Origin of the sequence: Streptomyces sp. Isolate_45 (genome assembly GCF_024721315.2) — a bacterium.
GTDB lineage: Bacteria > Actinomycetota > Actinomycetes > Streptomycetales > Streptomycetaceae > Streptomyces.
On sequence record NZ_JANFAK020000017.1, the window covers coordinates 17998 to 41674 of the forward strand.

The following is a 23677-nucleotide window of genomic DNA, read 5'->3' on the forward strand; positions in this document are numbered from 1 at the left end:
GCGGGCCGGGTCGAGCGGGGCCGCGGCGCACGGCCGGCCGGGCGGGAACGGTGCGCGGCCCCGGCCCAGGGGGGAGGTGGGCGGGGCCGCGCGGTCCGGGGTAGGGCTACTTGACGGTGATGAGCTTGCCGTCGGGGGAGACGGCGTACCAGGTGCCGCCGACGCCCTGCCCGTTGGTGTCACCGGGGTTCTTGTCACCGGTGAAGGTGTAGACGGGCCAGCAGTCGACGGTCTGCTGCTTCACGCCGTCCGGCCGGTCGAGCACCAGGTAGTTCTTCTCGATGATGCCCTTGGCGTTGCCCTTCTCCACCGGGGGCACGGCCGGCCACTTGGCGAGGCAGTCGCCGGTGCACTTGGAGACCATCGGCCAGGCGGAGTCCGGCTTGAAGCGGTAGACGGTCATGCCCTTGCCATCGACGATGTGGTCACCGAGCTTGGGGTCCTTGGCGACGGTCAGGGCGCCCGTGGCGGCGGCCGGGGCGGGAGCGGCGGAGGCGCCCTTCGCGGCCTTCTTGCCGTCGGGGGCGAGGGCGAACCAGGTGCCGCCGACGCCCTGTCCGTTGAGGTCGCCGGGCTTGGTGTCCTTGGCGAAGCGGTACGCGGGCCAGCCGCCCACCGTCAGCTGCTTGCCACCGTCCTTGCGGACCACCTCGCCGAGCAGGGACGCGTCCATGCCCGACGCGGCCGTGGCGTCGCCCGCGGGCACCACCGGCCAGGCCTTGGCGCAGTCGCCGTCGCAGTTCGAGGCCGGCGGCTTGGCGGTGTCCTTGTCGAACCGGTAGAGGGTGAAGCCGGCGCTGTCGGTGAGGACGGAGCCGAGCGTCTCGGTCGTGGAGGAGTTCAGCTGGCCGGCGGGCTTGGCGTCGTTGGCGGGGGCGTCCTGGGCGGGCTGCTCGCCGTACGGGTCCGACGCGGGAGCCGGGGCCGCGGCGGCGGCTCCGGCCGGCTTGGTGTTGTCGGACGCCTTGTCGGCCCCGCCGCAGGCCGTCGCCGTGAGGGTGACGACGATCGCGACCGCAGCCAGGGAAGTTCCGCGCTTGATGCCCATGTTGATCTCTCCCACGTGTCGTGTCTGCCGGGTGTCCGTCGCCGGACCGCGGCAACTTGTGGAGGACACGGGGCCGGGGGAGGGATCCGTTCAGCCCGATCCGTATGACCTGTTTCACTCACCCGCCGTCGAACCCGGCCCGCCGCAGGGCCGTGACCACAGCGAGGCCGAGGACCTGGTGTCCGGCGTCATTGGGGTGCAGGCCGTCCGCGAGGTGCTCGGATCCCAGCAGGTCACGGCCCGGCAGCAGGGCCAGCCGGCCGTCCCCGGCGGCGATCCGGTCGCGGGTGGCCCGCTCCATCGCGTCGCGCAGGGCGCCCAGGGTGGCGCCGAGGCGGTTCGGGGTGCGTTCGGCGTCGGGGCGCAGCAGGGGGGAGACGAGGAGCAGGGGGGTCCGGGGGTGGCCCTGGCGGATGAGGTCGAGGAAGGCGCGGGTGGTCTCGTACAGCAGCGGGGCCGAGTAGGGCACGCGGGACCAGCAGTTGGTGCCGAAGGCGAGGGTCAGGACGTCGGCGGGGAGGGCGGAGAGCTGCTCGGCGGTGGCGAGTTCTCCCCGGGCGGCTCCCGCGTACCCGAGGTTGACGGCGTCCCAGCCGAGGATCCGACCGGTGACGGCCGGCCAGCCGTGGGCGGGTCGGGTGGACCACCAGCCCTCGGTGATGGAGTCGCCGTGGACGACCCAGCGGGGGGTGGCGGGGGCGGGCGCGAGGGGGCCTCCGACGCCGCGCAGGCCCAGGATCAGCGGGGACTGCGTCTCGGGCGGATGAAGGGTGAAGGGGCCGCTGCCGCGCGGGAGTTCGAGGCGTACGACGGACTCCGCCGCCGGCTCGGTGAAGACCTCGCCGAGCAGCCCGTGCCGGTTCCACAGGGCGAAGCCGTGCGCGAGGTCGCGCAGCGCGTCGGTGGGGCCGGGGACGGTCGCCCGGTAGCGGACCTCCACGGCGTGTGCGGAGCGGGTGGTGAACTCCAGGCGCACCCCTATGGGGAGCGTGGCCCGTTCTCCGGTGTCCCAGGGCAGCCGCATGGTGTCCGCGGGGTCGGCGCGCACGGGCCGACCCTTGTCCAGCCAGGCGACCCCGCGCAGGAAGGGCTCGGGGTCCTGCCACGGGGCGTCGGGGCCCGGGCTCGGTTCGCTCACTCTTCGCCTCCGGTCGGCGGGTACGGATGGGGTTCGGGTTCGGGTGTGGGTTCAGGTTCGGGATCGGCTTCGTCTTCGGCTTCGGGTGCGGGTGCGGGTGCGGGTGCGGTGCGCGGTGGCGCCGAGGCCGGCCGGGGGGCCGGGGCCATCCGTTGACCCGTACCCCGGACTGGCCCGTTCCGACCCCGGCGTGGGGACCGGCCGGGTCGGGGCGGGTGCGTCCGGCGGCACGTTCCGACAGATCTGACGAGGTGTCAAGAAACGACGCCGAAGTCCCTCGCGCAGTGATCGATCATCCGCGCGCAACAAAGGGCCATCCCGGACAGATCCGCGCAACGATCGTTCGCCAATGTGCAAGGATGGTGCATTACGGGCGGTATCACTCAGCTCGTAGGCTCACTCGCTGTACGTGGAGTGGCGTGGACCGCCTGCTCGGCGGTCCCCCATGCCCAGACCGGCTCGCCGCCGGCCTGCTCCTGCTCCGGACCGCTGCGGTCGACGCCTGAATCCCCACCCGCAGCATCGAAGGAGTCCCCCGTGCTCGAAACCGGCCAGGCGCCACCGCTCACCTCCGGGCCGCGCAAGCCTGCCCATCCCTTGCTGCGCCGCAAGCCGGTCGAGCAGCTGGTCGCCGAGGGCGGACAGGGCGAGGGCGGCTCGCTCCGCCGCTCCCTCACCATGTGGCAGCTGACGATGATCAGCATCGGCGCCACCCTGGGCACCGGCATCTTCGTCGTCCTCGGCACCGCCGCGCCCAAGGCGGGCCCCGCGGTGACGATCTCCTTCGTCATCGCGGGCCTGACCGCGCTCTTCTCCGCCCTGTCCTACGCGGAGCTGGCCGGATCGGTCCCGGTCTCCGGGTCCTCCTACTCGTACTCCTACGCCACCATGGGCGAGCTCGTCGCCTGGATCTGCGGCTGGTGCCTGGTCCTGGAGTACGGCGTGTCCGTCGCGGCGGTCGCCGTCGGCTGGGGCGAGTACCTCAACGAGCTCCTCGACGGCACGATAGGCGTCACCATCCCCGAGGCGGTCTCGGCGCCGCTGGGTGAGGGCGGCTTCATCAACCTGCCCGCGCTGGTCGTCGTCCTCCTCGCCATGGTCTTCCTGATGCGCGGCGCCAAGGAGAGCGCCCGGATCAACACGATCATGGTCGCGGTGAAGATCGTCACCCTGCTGCTCTTCATCGGCATCGGCTTCCTGGGCATCAAGGCCGGCAACTACGCCCCCCTCGCCCCGCTCGGCATCACCGGCATCAGCGCCGGCGCGGCCACGCTGTTCTTCTCGTACATCGGCTTCGACGCCGCCTCCACCGCCGGTGAAGAGGCCAAGAACCCCAAGCGCGACCTGCCCCGCGCGATCATGCTCTCGCTGCTGATCGTCACCGTGCTCTACGTCCTCGTCGCCTTCGTCGCCGTCGGCGCCATGCCCTGGCAGGACTTCGAGGGCACCGAGGCCGCGCTCGCCCGGATCATGACCGACGTCTCCGGCCACACCTTCTGGGGCGTCGTCCTCGCCGCCGGCGCCGTCGTCGCCATCGCGTCCGTCGTCTTCGCCGTGCTCTACGGCCAGACCCGCATCCTCTTCGCGATGTCCCGCGACGGCCTCGTCCCCAAGGTCTTCGCCAAGGTCAACCCGAAGACCGGCGCCCCCCGCGCGAACGTCGTGATCGTCTCCCTCTTCTGCGGGACGCTCGCCGCCTTCATCCCCCTGGGCAAGCTCGCCGACGCCACCAGCATCGGCACCCTCTTCGCCTTCGGCCTCGTCAACGTCGCCGTCGTCATCCTGCGCTACACCCGCCCGGACATGCCGCGCACCTTCAAGGTCGCGCTGTTCCCCGTCACCCCGATCCTGGGCCTCATCACCTGCGGCTTCATGATGTTCAGCCTGGACACCCCGACGTGGGTCGTCTTCGGTGGCTGGATGGTAGCGGGCCTCGTGTTCTACTTCCTGTACGGCATCCGCCGCTCCCGACTGGCCACAGCAGAGAAGTGATCCACCCGCAGTGCGACTGAACGATCTCGACGAACGCATCGTGCACGCCCTCGCCGAGGACGCCCGCCGTTCCTACGCGGACATCGGCTCCGAGGTCGGACTCTCCGCCCCCGCCGTCAAGCGCCGCGTCGACCGGCTGCGGGCCGAAGGCGCCATCACCGGCTTCACGGTCCGCGTGGACCCCGCCGCGATGGGCTGGGAGACCGAGGGCTTCATCGAGATCTACTGCCGCCACAACACCTCGCCGGACGACATCCGGCGGGGGTTGGAGCGGTACCCCGAGGTGGTGTCCGCGTCGACCGTCACCGGCGACGCGGACGCCCTCGTCCAGGTCTTCGCCTCCGACATGAGGCACTTCGAACGCGTCCTGGAACGCATCGCGGGTGAACCCTTCGTGGAACGCACCAAGTCCGTCCTCGTCCTCTCCCCGCTGCTGCGCCGCTTCACCTCGGGCGCCCCGGCCTGATCCGCCGGCGCCGGCCCGCCGCCCGCCACCGGCCCCGCCCCCTCGGGCCGGGGCCTGTCACCGGGCCGTGTCAGGATCGGCGGCATGAAGATCCAGATCCCGCTGCCGGCCCTTCCGCTCACCTCGGTCCTCTACACCGACTGGGCCCGCGCGCACGACCCGGCGGCCGAAGCGGCCGCCGTCGCGCTGCTCGACGAGGCCCTCGGCGGCTTCCACGTCGCCCATGAGAAGCCCGGCCGCTTCCTGGACGGCCTGGAGCGGCGCGTACGGACCCTGGATCCCGCCCACCTGCCCTGGTTCTGGGACACCATCGGCCACCGGCTCATCGCCTGGCACCCGCGCTCCGCCGCCCGCGCCTACGCCCTGGCCCGCACGGCCGAACGCACCCACGCGCTCCCCGTCGACCCGGACCACCACCGCGCCAACCTGCTCCTCTTCGCCCGCGCCGGCGCCCTGCCCGCCGCCGAGCTGAGCGGCCACCAGGCCTGGCTCACCGCCACCCTGGACGGCCCCGCCGCGCACGAGGAGTACGTACGCGTCCTCACCGCCTGGGCCGCCTCGCCGGCCGGACTCCCCGCCGACCTGGCCCGCCGCGTCCGACTCTCCGCCCGCGCCGCCGGAGCGGACCCCGCCGAGGAGGCCCGGGTCCTGGGCCTGGTCCTGGGCGCCGCCCGCGGCAAGGACGTCCCCGACCGGCTCCTCGACGCCGCCCGGGACCTGCTCGCCGCGCACCCCCCGGGCGACGACGTCAACGCCCTCCTCCTCGACCTGTTCCCCGAGACCCGGGGCGACGCCTCCGGCTGGCTGCGGCTCCTGGTGGCCTGCGGCGCCGCCGACGCCGCGACCGCCGGACGCATCACCCCCGAGGGCGGCTTCGCCGCCTGGTTCGGGCAGTACACCCGCCGCTACTCGCACCGCCCCGCGGGCGGCGGTGGCGTCAGGCGGCAGCCGATGCCGCCCGAACTGTTCGACCTGCTGACCCGCTTCGCCCCCCGCACGCGCGCGGCCGCCACGCCCCTGCGCCTCCACGAGGACCGCTACCAGTGGCCCGGCCTGGACGCCGAACTGCTGGACGCCTGCCTCGCGGAGAACCTCCCCGTCGAGGACCCCGGCAGCGCCGTCGAGCTCGTGTTCCGCGACCCCGGACCGCTGCGCGACCTGCGGGCCCTCGCCGCCGACCCCGTGTTCGGTCCCCGCCTCGAAGGCACCGTCCACGCCGGGCTGCGCACCGGCGGCACCGCCATCACCCGGCTCCCGGAGAACCCCGGCATCGCCGGCGAGGTCCGCGGCCGCGTCGAGGCCCTGCTCACCGCCCTGCGCGGCGGCGGCCTCGCGGCGGCCGACGAAGCCATGGACGAGCTGCGCACCCTGCTCGACCGGCCCACCGCCCGCGCCCTCGACGGCATCGACGAAGCCCTCGGCGCCCTCGACCTGACCGGCCCCCTCGCCCGCGCCCTGCGGGCCGGACTGCCCGAGGAATGGGGTTGGCCCGCCCTGGAGGACGCCGTGGCGGAACTCGGCGGACCGGACCGGGTCACCGGAGTCACCAGCACCTGGCCCCTGCTCACCGTCTACGGACCCGACCGGGCCGTCACCGTCGACCACGCCGGCCCCCGCCACCGCTGCGCCTTCCGCCTCCCCGACGGCGCGACCTCGCACACCGTCCACCACGTCGGCGGACAGTTCCTCGTCGCCTGGAGCACCACCCCCAAGGGCGGCTTCGGCGAGCACGCCTTCTGGACCGACCGCCCCGACGAGGTCTTCGAACCCGAGGACAAGCTCGGCCTGCGCCGCTACGGCGGCATGATCCAGGGCGGCCTCGGCTACCACTTCGCCACCCCCGACGGCACCGGCCGCCACGACGGAACCCGAGTCCTGCGCCCCGGGGACCGCGACGGGATCGGCTCCACCGACGTCCAGATGGGCGACGGCCGACGGTTCTGGGGCTCCGACGTCTTCAAGGGCTGGAGCGGCTGGGCCCGCCTCGACCCCGTCACCGGCGCCCGCACCACCGACCGCGTCCCGCCCGCCTTCCACACCGCCACCGAACCGCCGCCCGGCACCGAACTCTTCGGTGACCTCCAGACCCTCGCCGCCCTGCCCCCGGACGCCCCCGCCTCCCCCCTCGGACAGGACGGCGCCCTCGTCGGGTTCCGCGTCCTCAACCGCACCCCCCACCCCGGGCCCTCCCCCCGCGAGTTCCTCCTCGAAGGCGTCGACGGCCGCACCGCCGGGTACCGCACCGCGCGCTACGGCCGCCGGCCCTGGGCGATCGTCCGCATGCCCCGGGGCGGCGAGGACGCCGTGCTCGCCGGTCAGGAGACCGTCCGCGCCCACGCCGCCGAGGACAACTCGCTGCTCTGGCAGGTCCACGGCTTCCCCGGCTCCGACCGGCGCCGCACCCCCGGCTTCGGCGAGGCGGCCGGCCCCGTCCCGCCGCCCGCCTTCTGGCACTTCCTGACCCCGCGCGACGAAGCCTCCTCCAAGACCCTGCGCACCGTCGACGACACCGCCGTACGGGCCCTGCTCGACGCCGCCCTGCGCGGCGACCCGGCGCCCGCGCTGCCCGGCGCACTCGAACCCCGCGTCGCCGAAGGCGTGGCCCGCGCCGCCCGACTCGCCGCCGATCTCCTGCGCCGCCGCCGCGAACTGACCCGGCGCGTCGCCCTGATGCGCGCCGAACCCGCCGTCACGCTCCGCGCCGAAATCCCGGACACCGTCCTCACGCCCGCCCTGTACGGGCTGCTCGCCGAACACCGCCGCTACCAGGGCCCCGTGCCCCAGCCGCAGCCCGCACTGCTCACCGCGGTCGCCGCCGACGGACGCCACCTGCGCGGGGAGATCGACGACGACACCCGCGCCCTCGCCCGGCCCGCCGACCCCGACGACTGGGAGGTCCTCGTCGGCGGCATCGGGGCCGTCGCGTGGCGGGCCGCCGTCGACACCACCCCCACCGAGGAACGGGAGGCCCTCGCCGCCCTGCTGGACACCTGGAGCGGACAGCCCTTCGCCGAGGCGGGCGGCGCCTGGCGCACCGGCCGGGCCGACCCGGCGGCCCTGGCCGCCCACCGCGCCGCCGGCCACACCCTGGCCTCCGGCGCCGTCCGCGACGGGACGGCCCGGTTCCTCCAGCGCGCCGCCGACCCGGCACCCGAGGGCGCCGAGGACTGCCGCGGCTCCGCCGTCACCGAGGACGACACCACCCGCCTGCCCCGCCTGCTGGAACTCCTCGCCACCCGCGGCCCGGTCCCGGTCCCGCCCGCCGCGGTGGACACCTTCACCCGCCTGACCGGCGTACGGGCCGCCGTGGCCGTCCTGGTCCTCGCCGGGTTCCCGGGCCGCGACCACCACGGCGAACACCTCACCCTGCTCGGCGCGGCCCCCTACAAGGTCAAGAAGCCCCTGATAGAGCGGTACGACTCCCTCTGCCGCGGCCTCGGCGACACCGGGCGTCGCACGGTCCTCGCGGCGGGCGTGCCGCAGGACCCCACCGCACTGTGGGAACCGGAGGGGGTCGTCGCGGCGGCCGCCCGGATGGCCGCCGCCTGGACCGGGCTGCTGGGCGCCGAGGAACACGCCGACGAGGAGCTGGCCGCCGCACTGGACGCGGAGCTTGGCCTCGGCGACGGCTGGGCCCGCAGCCTGCCCGCCGGCCGGGCCCCCGCCGAGGAGCCCTTCGGCGAGGCCGGCTTCGTCCTCGTCGGCGACCGCGTCGGCGGCCTCGGCCTGCACCACGCGGGCCCCGACGACGCTGTGGGCCGGGAGGTCCGGTCCACCGAGCCCGCCCACCGCACGGCCGCCTCCGTCATCACCTGGGCCCTGACGGAGCGACCCGTCGCGGACGCGGCCGCCACGGGCGCGCTCGCCCTGTACGAGCGGCTACGGACCCACCTCGACGGTCCCGACGCCCTCGTCCCCCTCGGCAGCTTCAAGGACCTTGCCCGTACGGCCGCCGCCGACCCGCTCTTCACCCCGTACCGCGGCCCGGTGCTGCCCTGCCCGCACCCGCTGGGGGAGCACGTCACCGAGACCTCCACGGCCGTCGACGACGGGCTGTTCGTGGTCGCCGTACCCGCCGGAAGCACCTTCGTCCGGCCCCTGGCCCTCGCCGAACCCGAGCGGCTGCTCCGGGCGGAGCGGCTGGCCGCCGGCGTGGACCGGCCCTGGCTGCTCACGGACCTGCGCGCACTGCGCGGGCTCCTCCACGGACTCGGCCGGCTCGCCGACCGCGCGGCCGGCACACCCGTACCGCCGGGCGGTTACGAGAACGACCCCGCGCTCAGCGTCCCCGATCTGGTCGCGAGGGCCGCGCGGACGCTCGGTACCGGCTCGGACGCCGCCGCCCTGTACCTCCAGTTGCTGACCCTCGCCCGGCCCACCGACCGCAACGTCCGCCGCTGGAACGGCTGGACGGCCGCCCGGCACAAGGCCGCGCAGGCGGAGCTGTCGGCCACGGGGGCGGTCGAGACCGCCAAGCGGGCCCGAGCGGGCCGCACGCTGTTCCTGCCGGGGCAGTGGACGGATCTCAAGGCCCCGCACCTTCCGCTGGAGAGCGCCAAACTGGCGGACCACGGGGTCTCGGCCTCACTGAAGGACCTGCACGCCCCGCTCCTGCGGTTGTTGCCGCCGGTGCCGGTGCACGAGCTGTTCGCCCGCGCCTGGGACCGGGCGCACCCGTAGGTCACACGAGGGAGGGGCGGGCGGGGCGGCCGAGCAGCGCGCGGCGCTCCTCCTCCGTCAATCCGCCCCACACCCCGAACGGTTCGCGGGTCTGCAGCGCGTGTTCCAGGCAGGCCGTCCGCACCGGGCAGGTCCCGCAGATCCGCTTCGCGGCCTCGTCCCGCTCCTCGCGCTCCTCGCCGCGCTCGCCCGCGGGGTGGAAGAAGGGCGCGGACCCCAGCTCCCGGCAGGCGGCGCGGGACTGCCAGTCCCAGTTGTGGTGCGCGGGTCCGGGCAGCCGGTGGGCGTCGTTCATGACGGGGTTTCCTTTCCGTGGGTTGTCCTCCCGCGTGTGACCACTGGGAACCCACTGAAACCCGCTGCCGGGAGGCGCCGTCCGATCGGGCGAGCCGCAGTCGTACGGCCGGACCGGTCCGCGTGCCGCGAGTACGGGAGCGGGGCGGACGGACGAACGGCCTCTGATCTGCTGGGTGTTCACCGCCCCGACCGGCCGTCCGCCGCCCACGCTCCCGTCCCGTCCGACGCTATGCCAGGGTCCCGCGGCACTCAATGAAGGCCGTGTTAAGCCTTCGTTTCCGGATCGAGGGGGCCGGGGGAGCCCGGCGTGCGCACCCCGATGAAGACCGGCTCGCGGCGCAGGACGAAGCCCATCGACCGGTACAGCCGGACGGCGCCGGTGTTGGCCGCGGCCGCGTGCAGGAAGGGGCTGTCCCCGCGCTCGCGGACGACGGCCGCGACCGCCCGCACCAGGCGCCCCGCCAGGCCCCCGCCGCGGTGCTCGGGGTGCGTGCACACCGCGCTGATCTCCGCCCAGCCGGGCGGCCGCAGGCGTTCCCCCGCCATCGCCACGAGCCGGCCCTCGTGCCGGATCCCGAGGTACGTGCCCAGCTCCACGGTGCGCGGCAGGAACGGCCCCGGCTCGGTCAGCCGCACCAGCTCCAGCATCTCCGGGACGTCGGCGGGCCCGAGCCGCACCGCCTCGGGCGCGGACTCGGCCGCCACCGCCCGGCCGTCCAGCTGCACGCCCGGTATCGACGCGACGGTCTCCCAGCCCGGCGGCGGGGTCGGCAGCCCGGTCAGCCACACGACCTCGCCGGGACCGGCCAGCTCGGCCAGCGCCGCCCAGGAACGGGGGTCGTCCGGGTCGGAGAGAGCCGAGAACGGGTTCGCGTCGGGGAGGTAGCGGGCGGCCAGCCCGCCCGCCGGGCCCGGCGCGCCGGACGGGTCGCCGGCGCCGGACGGGTCGGCCCCGGCGAACTGGGCGAACCGGCGGTGCGTGCCGGTCAGAGCCGCCCAGACCGGATTGTCCAGCGGGGAAGGGGAGTTGTCGGTGGGCATGGGGTGCGGGGATCCTTCCGTCGGAGCGTGGGCCGCTGCGTCCGCCTTCTTGACGGCCCCCGCACGACGCCTGGACACTGCGGGGGACGGCCGTTGCCGTCAGCGCCCGCCACGGGCAGGTTATGCCCGGGCCCCGAGGAGCAGGTGACATGCGAGCGGTGGAGACGACCGGCACACCCGGCGCGGGGTCGCGGACCCTGCGGCGCTGGTGGCTGACCCGGCGCCTCCACATCGACCTGCTGCGGGTCTGCAGCGCCTTCGCCGCTCCGCGTCGCTGACCGACCGCACCCCTTCTCCGGCTTCCGCCGGGCTCCCGGGCCACACCCCCCTTCCGGCTCCCGCCGGTTCCGGGGCCGCCCGCGCCCGGCGCGGGGCCGCCTCACGCCCCGGCCCACCGGCGCGCCCGACCCCGTACCGGCAACCCCGACACGCACGCCCACCCGTCCGGGCCCCGGGACACAGGGGCGCGCCGCGAGGGCGGTCCCGGGGCGCGCCGCCGTCCTTCGGGGTCACCACCGCCCCGACCCGCCCGCGCCCGCCCGTGTCCGTCCCGCCACGTCCAGGTCCCCGCCCCGGTCAGGGGAAGGGCAACAGGAGATGTCGTCATGGTTCCGATGCTCATGCCCCGCACCGCCCCCGTGCCGGCCCCGCGAGGCCGGATCGGAGCCGGGTTCTCCCCGGCCCCGCACCGCTACCACCTGTACCTCTCCACCGGCTGTCCCCGCTCCCTGCGGGTGCGCACCGCCCTCGCCCTGCTGGGCCTGACCGGCTGCGTCGGCACCACCCTGCTGGGCCCACCCGCCACCCACGCCGCGCTGCGCCGGGCCTACGAGGCCGCCGGGCACCACTACGACGGCGCCCTCGCCGTGCCCGCCCTGTGCGACACCTGGAGCGGCCGCGTCGTCAGCAACCACACCCCCGACATCCTCGACGACCTCGCCGTCCGTCTCGCCGGCCGCCCGGACCTGAGCCCGCCCGTCCCCGCCCGGCACGCCGCGGCCGTCCGGGCCCTCCTCGACGGGGCCGCGCCGCACGCCGAGCGGTCCGCCGCCCTGGACTTCCTGGACCGCCTGCTCGCCCTGCGCCCGTACGCTCTGGGGGACCGGCCGACCCTCGCCGACGTGGACCTGTGGGTCGCCCTCCTCGACCCGACCGTCCTGCCCGCCGCCGGGCCGCACGCCCGGTCCTACGTACGCCGGCTGCGGGCCCACCCGGCCTTCGGCGCGGCCGCCTGACCGGGGGTCGCGGGCCCCGCCCGCCGCCCCGGGAGGGGGTCGCGCAACGAATCGCCGTACGGGCCGCGGAACGCGCAACGAATCGATGCGCCCAGCGCAACGGTGACGGCTTGTCGCGGTCGAACGCGCGAACGTACCGTGTTACGACCCCACCCCACCTGTCACAGAGGTACGCCCATGCCCCCGCTGCGCACCGCCCTCCTCCAGAGCTCCGGACGGCTCGGCGACACCGCCGAGAACCTCAAGCAGCTCGACGAGGCCGCGGCGCGCGCCGCACAGGGCGGGGCCGGGCTCCTCGTGACCTCGGAGATGTTCCTGACCGGCTACGCGCTGGACCTCCAGGACGTCCCCGGTCTCGCCGAAGCGGCCGACGGCCCGTCCGCCGTCGCCGTCGGCGAGATCGCCCGCCGGTACGGGCTGGCCGTCCTGTACGGCTACCCGGAGCTGGCGGCCGACGGGGCGGTCTTCAACGCGGCGCAGCTCATCGGCCCCGACGGGACCACGCTCGCGAACTACCGCAAGACCCACCTCTTCGGCGGCTTCGAGCGGGACGCCTTCACCCCCGGCGACACCCCCGTCGTCCAGGCGGACCTGAACGGCCTCCGCGTCGGCATCATGATCTGCTACGACGTGGAGTTCCCCGAGAACGTCCGGGCGCACGCGCTCGCCGGAACCGACCTCCTCCTGGTTCCGACCGCGCAGATGCACCCGTTCCAGTTCGTCGCCGAGCAGCTGGTCCCCGTCCGGGCCTTCGAGAACCAGATGTACATCGCGTACGTCAACCGGACGGGCCCCGAGGGCGAGTTCGAGTTCGTCGGCCTCAGCTGCCTCGCGAGCCCCGACGGAGTCACCCGCACCCGGGCCGGCCGCGGCGAGGAGCTCGCGTTCGCGGAGGTCGACCCCGAGCTGCTGGCAGCCTCGCGCGAGACCAACCCGTACCTGCGCGACCGCCGCCCCGGGCTCTACGCCTCCCTCGCCTGACACCCCCCGTTCCCCGCCCTGCCTGCTCTGCCCGCAAGGAGACGTACCCCCATGACGTCCACGGTGCCCACCACCGCCGTCCCGCACAGCGACGGTCAGCCCCCGATCACCATGTTCGGGCCGGACTTCCCGTACGCCTACGACGACTTCCTCGCCCACCCGGCGGGCCTGGGTCAGATACCGGCGACCGAGCTCGGCACCGAGGTCGCCGTCATCGGCGGCGGGCTGTCCGGCATCATCTCCGCCTACGAGCTGATGAAGATGGGCCTCAAGCCCGTCGTGTACGAGGCCGACCAGATCGGCGGCCGGCTGCGCACCGTCGGCTTCGAGGGCGCCGGCACCGAGGAGCTGACCGCGGAGATGGGCGCCATGCGCTTCCCGCCGTCCTCCACCGCGCTCCAGCACTACATCGACCTCGTCGGCCTCGTCACCGAGCCCTTCCCGAACCCGCTCGCCGAGGCCACCCCCTCGACGGTCGTCGACCTCAAGGGCGAGACCCACTACGCCGAGACCATCGCCGACCTCCCGCAGGTCTACCGCGACGTGGCCGCCGCGTGGAACGCCTGCCTCGACGAGGGCGCGGACTTCTCCGACATGAACACGGCGATGCGCGAGCGGGACGTCCCGCGCATCCGTGAGATCTGGGCGAAGCTCGTCGAGAAGCTCGACGACGAGACCTTCTACGGGTTCCTCTGCAAGTCCGAGGCCTTCCAGTCCTTCCGCAAGCGCGAGATCTTCGGCCAGGTCGGCTTCGGCACCGGCGGCTGGGACACCGACTTCCCGAACTCCATCCTGGAGATCCTCCGCGTCGTCTACACCGAGGCGGACGACCACCACCGCGGCATCGTCGGCGGCTCGCAGCAGCTCCCGCTGCGTCTGTGGGAGCGCGAGCCGGAGAAGATCGTCCACTGGGCCCAGGGCACCTCGCTGTCCACGCTGCACGACGGCACCCCGCGCCCGGCGGTCACCCGCCTGCACCGCACCGCGGGCAACCGCATCACGGTCACGGACGCGTCCGGCGACATCCGCACCTACCGCGCCGCGATCTTCACGGCCCAGTCCTGGATGCTGCTCTCCAAGATCGCCTGTGACGACACGCTGTTCCCGATCGACCACTGGACGGCGATCGAGCGCACCCACTACATGGAGTCCAGCAAGCTCTTCATCCCGGTCGACCGCCCCTTCTGGCTCGACAAGGCCGTCGACGACGCCGGGAACCCGACCGGTCGCGACGTCATGTCGATGACCCTGACGGACCGCATGACCCGCGGCACCTACCTGCTGGACAACGGCCCGGACAAGCCCGCCGTCATCTGCCTCTCGTACACCTGGTGCGACGACAGCCTGAAGTGGCTGCCGCTGTCCGCGAACGAGCGGATGGAGGTCATGCTGAAGTCCCTCGGCGAGATCTACCCCAAGGTCGACATCCGCCGCCACATCATCGGCAACCCGGTCACCGTGTCCTGGGAGAACGAGCCCTACTTCATGGGCGCGTTCAAGGCCAACCTCCCGGGCCACTACCGCTACCAGCGGCGCCTGTTCACCCACTTCATGCAGGACCGCCTCCCCGAGGACAAGCGCGGCATCTTCCTCGCGGGCGACGACATCTCCTGGACGGCCGGCTGGGCCGAGGGCGCCGTCCAGACCGCCCTCAACGCGGTGTGGGGCGTCATGCACCACCTCGGCGGTTCCACCGACGCCACGAACCCGGGCCCGGGCGACGTCTACGACGAGATCTCCCCGGTCGAACTCCCGGAGGACTGAGCGTCCCCGCCCCACGACGACGGGCCGTTTCCGCGACAACAGCGCGGGGACGGCCCGTTCCCACGCACCGGCGGTGTGCGGCGGAGACGGTCACCGGCTCAACGCAGGGCGGGAACCCCCACGGTTCGCGCCGGGATCCGCCCTCCCGTCGGCGTCAGCAGGCAGCGGCCCACCAGACCGACGCCCGCGTCGAGGGACTCGCGGAACTCCTCGGCAAGGTCCGGGGCGCGGCGCAGCGTCCACAGCAGCCGGGCGGCCGACCAGGCTCCGGCGCGGGCGCGCTCCAGGCTCCAGGAGCCGAGCAGGTGCGTCAGCGGGTCGGCGACCTCCAGCAGGTCCGGGCCGGGCATCAGGTCCTCCCGGATCTGCTCCTCCAGGGCCACCAGGGTGTCCCCGACCCGGTCGAAGTCTGCCTCCAGGGCGGCCGGCGGGCAGTCCAGCGCCCGGCACGTCGACACCACCGCCAGCGCCAGGTCGTGGCCGATGTGCGCGTTGATCCCGGCCAGCGCGTACTGGAGCGGACGCACCCCCGGGTGGCGGCGGTACTGGAGCAGCGGCCGCCAGCAGGCCGGCGCCCGGTCCGCCTCCACCGCCGTCAGGTAGCGCTCGGCGAACCGTACGCTCAGGGTCCGCGCGGTCCGGGGTGCGGGGAACTCCCCGCGTTCGATGCGGTGGTGCAGGGTCTGCGTCACCGTCAGGTAGACCCGGTTGAAGACGGCGACGCCGTCCTGCGCGGGGAGCCGCTCGTCGAGGGCGCGCATCCGCGCGAGTACCGCTTCCACTGCTCTCCCTGAATCGTCTCCGGGCCCGCTGCGGCGCAGTGAGCTGAGCGCCTGCTCTTCAGCAGCGGTCAGGGCTTGGCCGTCACGAGGCTCGCTGTAGCCAAGTGAGAAGCCACCCCATTCGTGGGGTGGAGGAGTCACGGGAGGCAGCGTCGCAGACTGCGGTGCGGTTCTGGGTGGCTTGACCTCAACCTTCGCCGGATTGGGCGAACGGCGCTCAAGGCCGCGTGTCCTGGTCGCCCAGCCCCGTCTCGCCCTCGTCGTACGCCGAGGTGCCCGAGTCCAGCAGCGGTTCCCGCGCCTTGAGGTGGGCGGGGGCGAAGTGGCGCAGTACGTGGTAGCCGGTGATCACCACGATGGTGCCGAGGGCGATGCCGCCGAGCTCGAAGCTGTCGGTGATCTGCAACTTGACCCCGCCGATACCGATGATGATGCCCGCGGCGGCCGGCACCAGGTTCAGCGGATTGCGCAGGTCGACCCGGCCGTTGAGCCAGATCTGGGCGCCGAGCAGGCCGATCATGCCGTAGAGGATCACGGTGATCCCGCCCAGCACCCCGCCCGGGATCGCGGCGACGACCGCGCCGAACTTGGGGCACAGGCCGAAGAGCAGCGCGAATCCGGCCGCCGCCCAGTAGGCCGCGGTGGAGTAGACGCGGGTGGCCGCCATGACCCCGATGTTCTCGGAGTAGGTGGTGTTCGGCGGGCCGCCGACCGCCGTGGACAGCATCGACGCCGCGCCGTCCGCCGCGATGGCGGTGCCGAGCTTGTCGTCGAGCGGGTCGCCGGTCATCTCGCCGACGGCCTTGATGTGCCCGGCGTTCTCGGCGATGAGCGCGATCACGACCGGTAGCGCGATCAGGATCGCCGACCACTCGAAGGCGGGGGCGTGGAAGGACGGCAGCCCGATCCACTCGGCCTTGCCGACGCCGGAGAGGTCGAGCCGCCAGTGGTCGACGGCCTCCGGCCCGCCCATCGGCGAGTGGATCCGGCCGAAGAGCAGGTCGAAGAGCCAGGAGATCGTGTACCCGAAGACCAGCCCGAGGAAGATCGCGATGCGCGACCAGAAACCGGGCAGGCACACCACCGCGAGACCGGTGAACAGCATGGTCAAGAGCGCCGTCCACTGGTCCTGCGGCCAGTACGTGGCGGCGGTGACCGGCGCCAGGTTGAAGCCGATCAGCATCACGACCGCGCCCGTCACCACGGGGGGCATGGCCGCGTGGATGATCCGCGCGCCGAACCGCTGGACGGCCACGCCCGCGAGGAACAGCGCGGCGCCGACCACGAACACCGCGCCCGTGACGACGGCGCTGTCACCGCCGCCCGCCCGGATGGCCGCCGCGACGCCCACGAAGGACAGTGAGCAGCCGAGGTAGGAGGGGACCCGGCCGCGCGTGGCGAGCAGGAAGATGGCCGTCGCGACGCCGGACATCATGATGGCCAGGTTGGGATCCAGGCCCATCAGGACCGGGGCGACGAAGCTCGCACCGAACATCGCGACGACGTGCTGGGCCCCGAGCCCGGCGGTGCGCGGCCACGACAGCCGCTCGTCCGGCCGCACCACCGCGCCGGGGGCGGGGGTCCGCCCGTCTCCGTGCAGGGTCCAGCGCACGCCGAAGCCCATGTTCCACCACTTCCGTTCCCGCAGCCCGTCAAGCATCCTGGCGGTCCGCCGCTCGCTCACCACGGCGCGCCCGCCGCCATATTACGGGCCGATAGGTGCGGGTTCGTCCCGATTGACGGGACCGGCCGGGCCCGCCGCCCGCTTCGTACGCAGGACGCCGGCCCCCAGGACCAGGGCGAAAGCCAGCAGCGTGACCAGCCCGAACGACACCACCAGCGAGGTCGCGTCGGCCACCGCGCCGATCGCCGACGGCGCGATCAGGCCCGAGGTGTAGGTGATCGTGGCGACGCCCGCGATCGCCTGGGCCGGGGCCGGCCCGCTGCGGCCCGCCGCGGCGAAGGCCAACGGAACCACCACCGCGATGCCGAGCCCGATCAGCGCGAAGCCGGCCAGGGCCCCCGCCGGATGCCGGACCGCGACCACCAACACCCCGCCCAGGGTGGCCAGTACGCCGCCCGCCCGGACGGTGCGCACCGCCCCGAACCGGTCCACGACCCGGTCGCCGACGAGTCGAGCCAGGGCCATGGTCAGCGCGAAGGCCGTGGTGGAGGCGGCGGCCAGGCCCGCGTCCGAGTGCAGCACGTCCCGCAGGTACACCGCCGACCAGTCCAGGCTCGCCCCCTCGGCGAACACCGCGCAGAAGCCGATGGCGCCGATCAGCAGGGCGGACCGCGGCGGCAGTGTGAAGTGCGGCGGCGCCTGCGCCTCCTGATCGCCCTTCAGGTCCAGCACGCCCCGGACGGCGACCAGCCCGGCCGCGGTCAGGGCGAGCGCGGCCACCGCGTGGTGCGGCCGGGCGTCGGCCCCCAGGTGCGCGGCGACCGTTCCGGCGGCCGAACCGAGCAGCGCGCCCACGCTCCACATGCCGTGCAGCGAGGACATGATCGAGCGGCCGATCCGGTTCTCGGTCTCCACGCCGAGCGCGTTCATCGCCACGTCCGACATGCCCGCGGTGGCCCCGTACACGAAGAGCGCCGCGCACAGCGCGACCAGGTTCGGGGCCAGGGCGGGCAGGATGAGGGACAGGGTCCACAGGCAGAGCAGCCCGCGCAGGGCGGTGCGCGCGCCGAAGCGGTGGTTGATCCGCCCGGCCAGCGGCATCGCCAGCGCCGCGCCCAGGGCGGGGAAGGCGAGGGCGAGGCCCAGGGTGCCCGAGTCGAGTCGGGCGTGGTCCTGGATCCACGGGATGCGGGTGGCGAAGGAGCCGGTCACGGCGCCGTGCGTGCAGAAGACGGCGGCGATCGCGAAGCGGGCGTGGCGCAGTCGCGCCGGGCTGAGGTCGGTGTCCCCGGTCATGGACGTAAACTATCAGGGACCCTTCCTGATGGTTAGTGCCGTGAACCTCCCTAAGATGGGCGCCGTGACCCCTGCCAAGGTGCTGACGACCGCCGCCGCCCCGTCCCCCGCCTCGCCGAGCACGGCCCGGGCCATGAACGACCGGCTCGCGCTGGAACTCCTCCAGGCCGAGGGGCCGCTGACGGCCGCCCAGCTCAAGCAGCTGACCGGCCTGTCCCGGCCCTCCGTCGCCGACCTCGTCGAGCGGCTCGCCGGCGCGGGACTGATCGAGGTCGTGGGGGAGTCGGGCGAACAGCGGCGCGGCCCGAACGCCCGCCTGTACGGGATCGTCGCCCGCCGGGCCCACCTGGCCGCGCTGGACGTACGGACGGACAGCGCGACGGCGGTGGTCACCGACCTGCTCGGGCGCCCCCTGGCCCGGGCCGCCCTGCCGGTCGACGCCGTCGAGGAGGCGGTGGAGCGGCTGGAGGCGCTGACCCGCGAGGCGGGCGCCGAGCGGCTCCACACCGTCGTCGTCGGCGCGCCCGGCCTGGTGGCGCCGGCCAGCGGTGAGCTCGGCGACACCATCGGGCTGCCGTCCTGGCACCGGGACCTCGTGACCGCGCTCCAGCGGCGGCTGCCCGCCAAGGTGGTGGTGGAGAACGAGACCAACCTGGCGGCCCTGGCGGAACAGCGCGTCGGCGCCGCCCGCGACCTGGACTCCTTCGTCCTGCTGTGGCTCGGCGCCGGGGTGGGCGCCGCCGTCGTCCTGGACGGACGGCTGCGGCGGGGCGCGTCCGGAGGGGCCGGCGAGATCGGGTTCCTCCCGGTCCCCGGAACCGCCGGGCTGCCCTCCGCCGCCGACTGCGGCGGTGGCTTCCACGCCCTGGCGGGGCGCGCGGGCGTGGCGGCCCTCGCCGCGGAACACGGCTTCACCGGCCCGGTGGAGGAAGCCGTCGCCGGGGCGGCGGGCGAGCCCTTCCTCGACGCCCTCGCCGAACGGCTCGCGCTCGGGGCGGCGGCCGTCGCCGCGATCCTCGACCCGGGCTGCGTGGTGCTCGGCGGCGAGCTGGGCCGGGCGGGCGGCGCCCCCCTCGCCGCTCGCGTCGAGCGCCGCCTCACGACCCTGACCCCCGTCCCGACGACGGTCCGCGCCACGGCCCTCGGCGGACCGGCGGTCATGGAGGGCGCCCTGCTGGCCGCGCGCGAAGCCGCCCAGTCGGTACTCTTCGGGACCTGATGGGCCCGGCGCGGCCCTGCCGACGGAAGTCCGCGGTGGCCCTGCCGACGGAGGTCCGCCGCGGTGGGGCCGACGGAAGTCCGCCGCAGCCGGGTCGACGGAGTCCGCCGCGGTCCGGCCGGCCGACTCCGCCCGGCCCGCAGACGGACTCGGGCCCGGCCCTGTAGTCCGCCCCCGCTCAGCCCCGCCCGCCCAGGAGGTACTCGGCGAAGGTGGTGCGCCCCACCGCGTGCGCCGGGGCGAGGTTGCCGCCGTCGCGGAAGGCGGCGTACGTCCTCCCGGCGAGCGGGACCGTGACCACCCGGCGGCGGCGCCCGGTCGCCGTGAGGCGGGCGCGGCCCAGCTCCGCCAGGCCGCGGACCTCGGGGCCGCCCATGTCCGGGACCCGGCCCGCCGGGAGGGGGACCGCCAGTTCCGCGAGCCGGTCCGCGACCTCCGCGGCGGAGATCGGCTGCACCCGTACGCCCCTCGGCAGCACCACCACCGGCAGCTTCGCCGCCGCGTCCACCAGCTGCGCCACCAGGTCGTGGAACTGGGTGGTGCGCAGGATCGTGACCCCGAGCCCGGATTCCTCCAGCAGCCGTTCCACCGCCAGCTTGGAGCGGTAGTAGCCGAGCGGCACCTCGTCCACCCCGACGATCGAGATGTACACGAGGTTGGTGACGCGGCCCGCCCGCCGGGCCGCCGCGATCAGATGCCGGGCGGCCGTCCCGTCGCCCCCGCGCGGGCTGCTCGCGCAGTGGACGACCACTTCGACGCCGGCCATCGCCGCGTCCAGTCCCTTGCCATCCCGCAGGTCGACCGGGAAGTCCCGCGCGTGCCGGCTCAGCACCCGGACCTCGTGGCCCCGGTCCCGGAGCCGCTCGACGACGAGGGCTCCGAGGTTCCCGGTGCCTCCGGTGACGAGGATCGTGCTCATGGTGTGTCCGTCCTTTCCACGGGGGTGCGTACACCAGTGGGACAGAACGGGCCCGCGGAACGTGACAGCCCCGCGGTGGAAACCCGAAAAAGGTGCCCCGCACGCACGAGGACCCGGTGGCCGCCGGGCCACCGGGTCTCATGCTTGGCGTTCAGCGGCGCTCACGCACCGGGTGTCAGCAGGCGCCCTGGTCCTTCCAGACGCCCCACTCGCCGGTGGTGCCGGGAGCTTCGTTCTGCGTCCACCACTGGGCCTTCCAGTTGCGGCCGTTGTGCGAGACGACGTTGCCGGTGTTGTACACCTGGCCGGCCACGTAGGCCGGGTTGGTGCACGTGCCGCCCGGCGGGGTCGTCGGAGGCGTGGTCGGCGGGGTCGTCGGCGGGGTGGTGGGCGGCGTGGTCGGGGGAGTGGTCGGCGGCTGGGTGCCGCCGGGCTCCACGACCGTGGTGCCGCGGGCCAGGTCACCGGCGAAGGCGTACGTCGTGCCGGAGATGTTCACCGTCCAGTTGGACGGCGTGGACACCGGCAGGTAGTAGTTGAAGGCCAGGTCGACCGAGGCGCCCGGGGCGAGCGACTGCCATGCCGGGAGCTTCAGCGAGACCCGGTGGAAGTCGCCCTTCAGACCGCCCACGTTGCTGCCGGTGTGGTCGCTCTTGATCACCTTGGTGCCGAAGCCGGACTGGTCCGAGGCGTTGCTCGGGGCCGACGTCGAGTAGTCGAACTGGAACTCGGTGCCGCCGGGCAGCGCCGACTTCGTGTTGTTGGTGATCTTGACCTTCGGGGTGAGCGGGTAGTTGGAGTCGCCGAGCTTGAACTCGGTGAACTCCGCCTTCACGTCCACGGCCTGGGTCGGCAGCGCGGTGTTGGACTTCTTCGCGCCGTACGGCGCGGCCGCCTTGAACTTGTCGTACATCAGCGTGGTGAGCGTGTCACCGATCTCGTACTGGCCCTTGGCGGCGTTCCAGCCGTAGTCGCCCGCCATCTCCCAGACCATGGTGCCGCCGATGCCGCGGTCGACCACGTAGTCGGCCTTCGCCGCGACCGACTGCTCGTCCTCGGTGGAGAGGAAGACCTTCTTCTGCGCGTTCCACAGCCACGGGGCGACCAGAGTCGAGTCGTACTTGCGGGCGTAGGTGCCGGTCAGCGTGGTGTTCGCGGGGAAGCCGTACTTGGTGACGTAGTCGCCGACGATCCCCTTCTCCAGGTTCTTGGCGTGCCACATCGGGTTGGAGCCCGCCGGGGACTCGACCCCGTTGGTGTCCTTGTCGTGCCACAGGTTGTCGATGCCGGTCGCGCCGTCACCGCACTTGGTCAGACCCGCGCCGGCCGGGCAGGTGGTCGCGGAGGCCTTGCCCCACAGCCCGTCGGTGCCGCCCTGGACGTTCTTGTGGCCGCGGGTGTAGTACGGCAGGCCGATGTTGATGCGGCCGGCCGGCATCGAGCCGCGGAAGTAGTGGTACGCCCAGTCGGTGTTGAGGTAGCCGATGCCGCCGTACTGCGAGCTGCCGTAGACGTTCGCGGCGGCCAGCTCGGCGTCCTTGCCGTCGTCGAACAGCGAGGCGTTCGGACCGACGTACTCGTTCCACGCGCCGTGCAGGTCGTAGGACATGATGTTGACGTAGTCCAGGTACTTCTGCATCTGGAACGTCTCCATGCCCCGCAGCAGGTAGCCGGAGGAGGGGGCGGCGACGGTCAGCATGTAGTGCTTGCCGTCGGCGGCGCCGGCCCGGTCGAGCTTCTCGCGCAGGCTCTTCATCAGGGCGTCGTAGCCCTTTACCAGGCCCGCGCGGCGGGCGTTGGCGAGCTGCCAGTCGAGCGGGTTGCCCGCGTCCTTCATCGTGGTCGGGTACTCGTAGTCGATGTCGACGCCGTTGAACCCGTACTTGCGGATGAAGTCGACGGAGGAGTTCGCGAAGGTGTCGATGCCGGCCTGGTTCACCGAGCCGTCGGCGTTGGTGGCCATCGAGTAGAAGCCGCCGGAGTTGACCCGGTTGCCGTCGTCGCCGAAGTAGCCGCCCGTCTCGGCCCAACCGCCGACCGAGATCAGCGTCTTGACGTTCGGGTACTGCTTCTTGAACTTCGTCAGCTGGTTGAAGTGACCCTTGTAGGGGAGCGACGGGTCCATCTCGGCACCCGCGACGCCCGGCCAGGTCATTCCGGTGGCCGCGTTGTTCGCGTTGTCCGCGCCGACGGAGATCTTGTTGTCGGAACCGACGTGCGCGAACGCGTAGTTGATGTGGGTGATCTTCGACCACGGGATGTTGTTGGCGAGGTAGGCCGGCGTGCCGTCCTTGCCGGTGCGCCAGCCGGTGAAGTAGCCGATGACGCGGCGCTGGTGGTCGGCGCCCATCTTCTCGCGGCCTTCGGAGTCGTAGACCGAGCAGTACGGAGCGTCGACCCCGGGGGTCTTGTGCAGCCCGTCGGGGCGACAGCTCTCGTTGTCGGCGGCGTGCGAGACGCCCGCGGAGAGCCCGCCGACCAGCAGGCCGGCGATGACGGCACCGGATGCCAGCAGCATCGCTCTCGTACGAGTGGGGGACAGCATTGTGCCTCCTGGGGAGGGGAGGATGGCAGGACACAACGTGCAGCAACATGCGGAAAAATGGCGCTGGTTGGCCTGAGACGTGCGCACGTCGGCAGGGCCGGCTCCCGGGGAAGATGAAGGGAACGTTAAGAGGACTAGACCAACCCGTCAATAGGTCTGGACCAAAGCCCGGTCGGGAGTGCCGGTCCCGCGCGTGCGGTACGCGGGCGCGGCGCAAGGTGACCTACATGTCGTGCGCGCCCGCCGCTCAAGAACGGCTTGTTTGTGACCCAGGCCACAGCGATTCACTCGCTTGGCCGCCGATCACCCGTGGCACACTGGCCCTAGTACCAGTAGCAGCGCACTCCGGGGTCGGTGTAATTCCGAACCGGCGGTTATAGTCCGCGACCCGTCCGCATCCAGTGGCCGGTTGACCAGGTGAAATTCCTGGACCGACGGTTAAAGTCCGGATGGGAGGCAGTGCGCGGCGGGCCAGTCACCGGTACGCCGCCGTCGGCGGTCCATCGACGTATCCCAGCGGATACGTCTCGAAAACGGACCGTATTTCCGGCCCCGGCGTCCCCGCGTGTGCTACCCGCTTCATCTGTCGTATCCCGACAGGCCCCGGAGTCCGTGCCCGATGAGGCAGGAGGACCCGGTGGCGACACACG

Annotated in this window: 17 protein-coding genes and 1 riboswitch; of the genes, 8 read left to right on the forward strand and 9 right to left on the reverse strand. The window is 73.6% G+C overall.

The features are described 5' to 3' along the window. Positions 1 to 106: 106 nt before the first annotated feature. Together NOD94_RS08605 and NOD94_RS08610 are read right to left on the reverse strand one after the other, a co-directional pair. A complete protein-coding gene (locus NOD94_RS08605) occupies positions 107 to 1063 on the reverse strand; it encodes an SCO0930 family lipoprotein (protein WP_281205163.1) in 957 nt (318 codons plus the stop codon). Positions 1064 to 1166: 103 nt separating this feature from the next. Continuing rightward, positions 1167 to 2186: a GDSL-type esterase/lipase family protein gene (locus NOD94_RS08610; RefSeq protein WP_281205164.1), complete on the reverse strand. Its 1020-nt coding sequence runs from the start codon at positions 2184 to 2186 to the stop codon at positions 1167 to 1169. A 537-nt stretch (positions 2187 to 2723) separates the two neighbouring features. Here NOD94_RS08610 and NOD94_RS08615 point away from each other — a divergent pair. From NOD94_RS08615 to NOD94_RS08625, 3 genes are all read left to right on the forward strand, one after another. Then, entirely contained in the window at positions 2724 to 4178 is a 1455-nt protein-coding gene (locus NOD94_RS08615; protein WP_281205165.1) for an amino acid transporter, read from the forward strand. A gap of 10 nt (positions 4179 to 4188) precedes the next feature. Next, positions 4189 to 4644 carry an Lrp/AsnC family transcriptional regulator gene (locus NOD94_RS08620; protein WP_007262967.1) on the forward strand — a complete coding sequence of 152 codons (456 nt, stop codon included), beginning with the start codon at positions 4189 to 4191 and terminating at the stop codon, positions 4642 to 4644. Between the two features lie 84 nt (positions 4645 to 4728). Next, positions 4729 to 9324 (forward strand): hypothetical protein, encoded by a 4596-nt coding sequence (locus NOD94_RS08625; protein ID WP_281205166.1) that lies wholly within the window; start codon positions 4729 to 4731, stop codon positions 9322 to 9324. A gap of 1 nt (position 9325) precedes the next feature. Here the strand turns inward: NOD94_RS08625 and NOD94_RS08630 are convergent, their stop codons facing one another. Continuing rightward, positions 9326 to 9619, reverse strand: coding sequence for a WhiB family transcriptional regulator (locus tag NOD94_RS08630; RefSeq protein WP_281205167.1), 294 nt, complete (start codon positions 9617 to 9619; stop codon positions 9326 to 9328). Positions 9620 to 9885: 266 nt separating this feature from the next. Beyond that, entirely contained in the window at positions 9886 to 10662 is a 777-nt protein-coding gene (locus tag NOD94_RS08635) for a GNAT family N-acetyltransferase (RefSeq protein WP_281205168.1), read from the reverse strand. Positions 10663 to 10811: 149 nt separating this feature from the next. Between NOD94_RS08635 and NOD94_RS08640 the strand changes: the two genes are divergently transcribed. The 4 genes from NOD94_RS08640 to NOD94_RS08655 all read left to right on the forward strand — a co-directional run bounded on the left by NOD94_RS08640 (position 10812) and on the right by NOD94_RS08655 (position 14642). After that, complete coding sequence (locus tag NOD94_RS08640; protein WP_281205169.1) at positions 10812 to 10940, forward strand: hypothetical protein; 129 nt, start codon at positions 10812 to 10814, stop codon at positions 10938 to 10940. Between the two features lie 327 nt (positions 10941 to 11267). Beyond that, a complete protein-coding gene (locus NOD94_RS08645; protein ID WP_281205170.1) occupies positions 11268 to 11897 on the forward strand; it encodes a glutathione S-transferase C-terminal domain-containing protein in 630 nt (209 codons plus the stop codon). Positions 11898 to 12074: 177 nt separating this feature from the next. Next, complete coding sequence (locus NOD94_RS08650) at positions 12075 to 12878, forward strand: carbon-nitrogen hydrolase family protein (RefSeq protein ID WP_281205171.1); 804 nt, start codon at positions 12075 to 12077, stop codon at positions 12876 to 12878. Positions 12879 to 12929: 51 nt separating this feature from the next. Further along, the gene (locus tag NOD94_RS08655; RefSeq protein ID WP_281205172.1) at positions 12930 to 14642 is read left to right on the forward strand and encodes an NAD(P)/FAD-dependent oxidoreductase; all 1713 of its coding nucleotides are present in this window, start codon (positions 12930 to 12932) and stop codon (positions 14640 to 14642) included. Positions 14643 to 14740: 98 nt separating this feature from the next. Here NOD94_RS08655 and NOD94_RS08660 read toward each other — a convergent pair whose 3' ends face one another. The 3 genes from NOD94_RS08660 to NOD94_RS08670 all read right to left on the reverse strand — a co-directional run bounded on the left by NOD94_RS08660 (position 14741) and on the right by NOD94_RS08670 (position 18344). Then, positions 14741 to 15424, reverse strand: coding sequence for a DUF5995 family protein (locus NOD94_RS08660; RefSeq protein ID WP_319195168.1), 684 nt, complete (start codon positions 15422 to 15424; stop codon positions 14741 to 14743). 217 nt (positions 15425 to 15641) lie between these two features. After that, complete coding sequence (locus NOD94_RS08665; RefSeq protein WP_281205212.1) at positions 15642 to 17048, reverse strand: solute carrier family 23 protein; 1407 nt, start codon at positions 17046 to 17048, stop codon at positions 15642 to 15644. Positions 17049 to 17129: 81 nt separating this feature from the next. Continuing rightward, the gene (locus NOD94_RS08670) at positions 17130 to 18344 is read right to left on the reverse strand and encodes an MFS transporter (protein WP_281205173.1); all 1215 of its coding nucleotides are present in this window, start codon (positions 18342 to 18344) and stop codon (positions 17130 to 17132) included. Between the two features lie 55 nt (positions 18345 to 18399). On the opposite strand from NOD94_RS08670, the gene NOD94_RS08675 reads away from it, so the two are divergent. After that, a complete protein-coding gene (locus NOD94_RS08675; protein WP_281205213.1) occupies positions 18400 to 19563 on the forward strand; it encodes an ROK family transcriptional regulator in 1164 nt (387 codons plus the stop codon). A 178-nt stretch (positions 19564 to 19741) separates the two neighbouring features. Here the strand turns inward: NOD94_RS08675 and NOD94_RS08680 are convergent, their stop codons facing one another. Beyond that, a complete protein-coding gene (locus tag NOD94_RS08680) occupies positions 19742 to 20482 on the reverse strand; it encodes an NAD(P)H-binding protein (RefSeq protein ID WP_281205174.1) in 741 nt (246 codons plus the stop codon). A 175-nt stretch (positions 20483 to 20657) separates the two neighbouring features. Beyond that, positions 20658 to 23027, reverse strand: coding sequence for a chitinase C-terminal domain-containing protein (locus NOD94_RS08685; protein WP_281205175.1), 2370 nt, complete (start codon positions 23025 to 23027; stop codon positions 20658 to 20660). Between the two features lie 336 nt (positions 23028 to 23363). After that, a riboswitch (FMN riboswitch) is annotated at positions 23364 to 23494 on the forward strand. Positions 23495 to 23677: the final 183 nt, after the last annotated feature.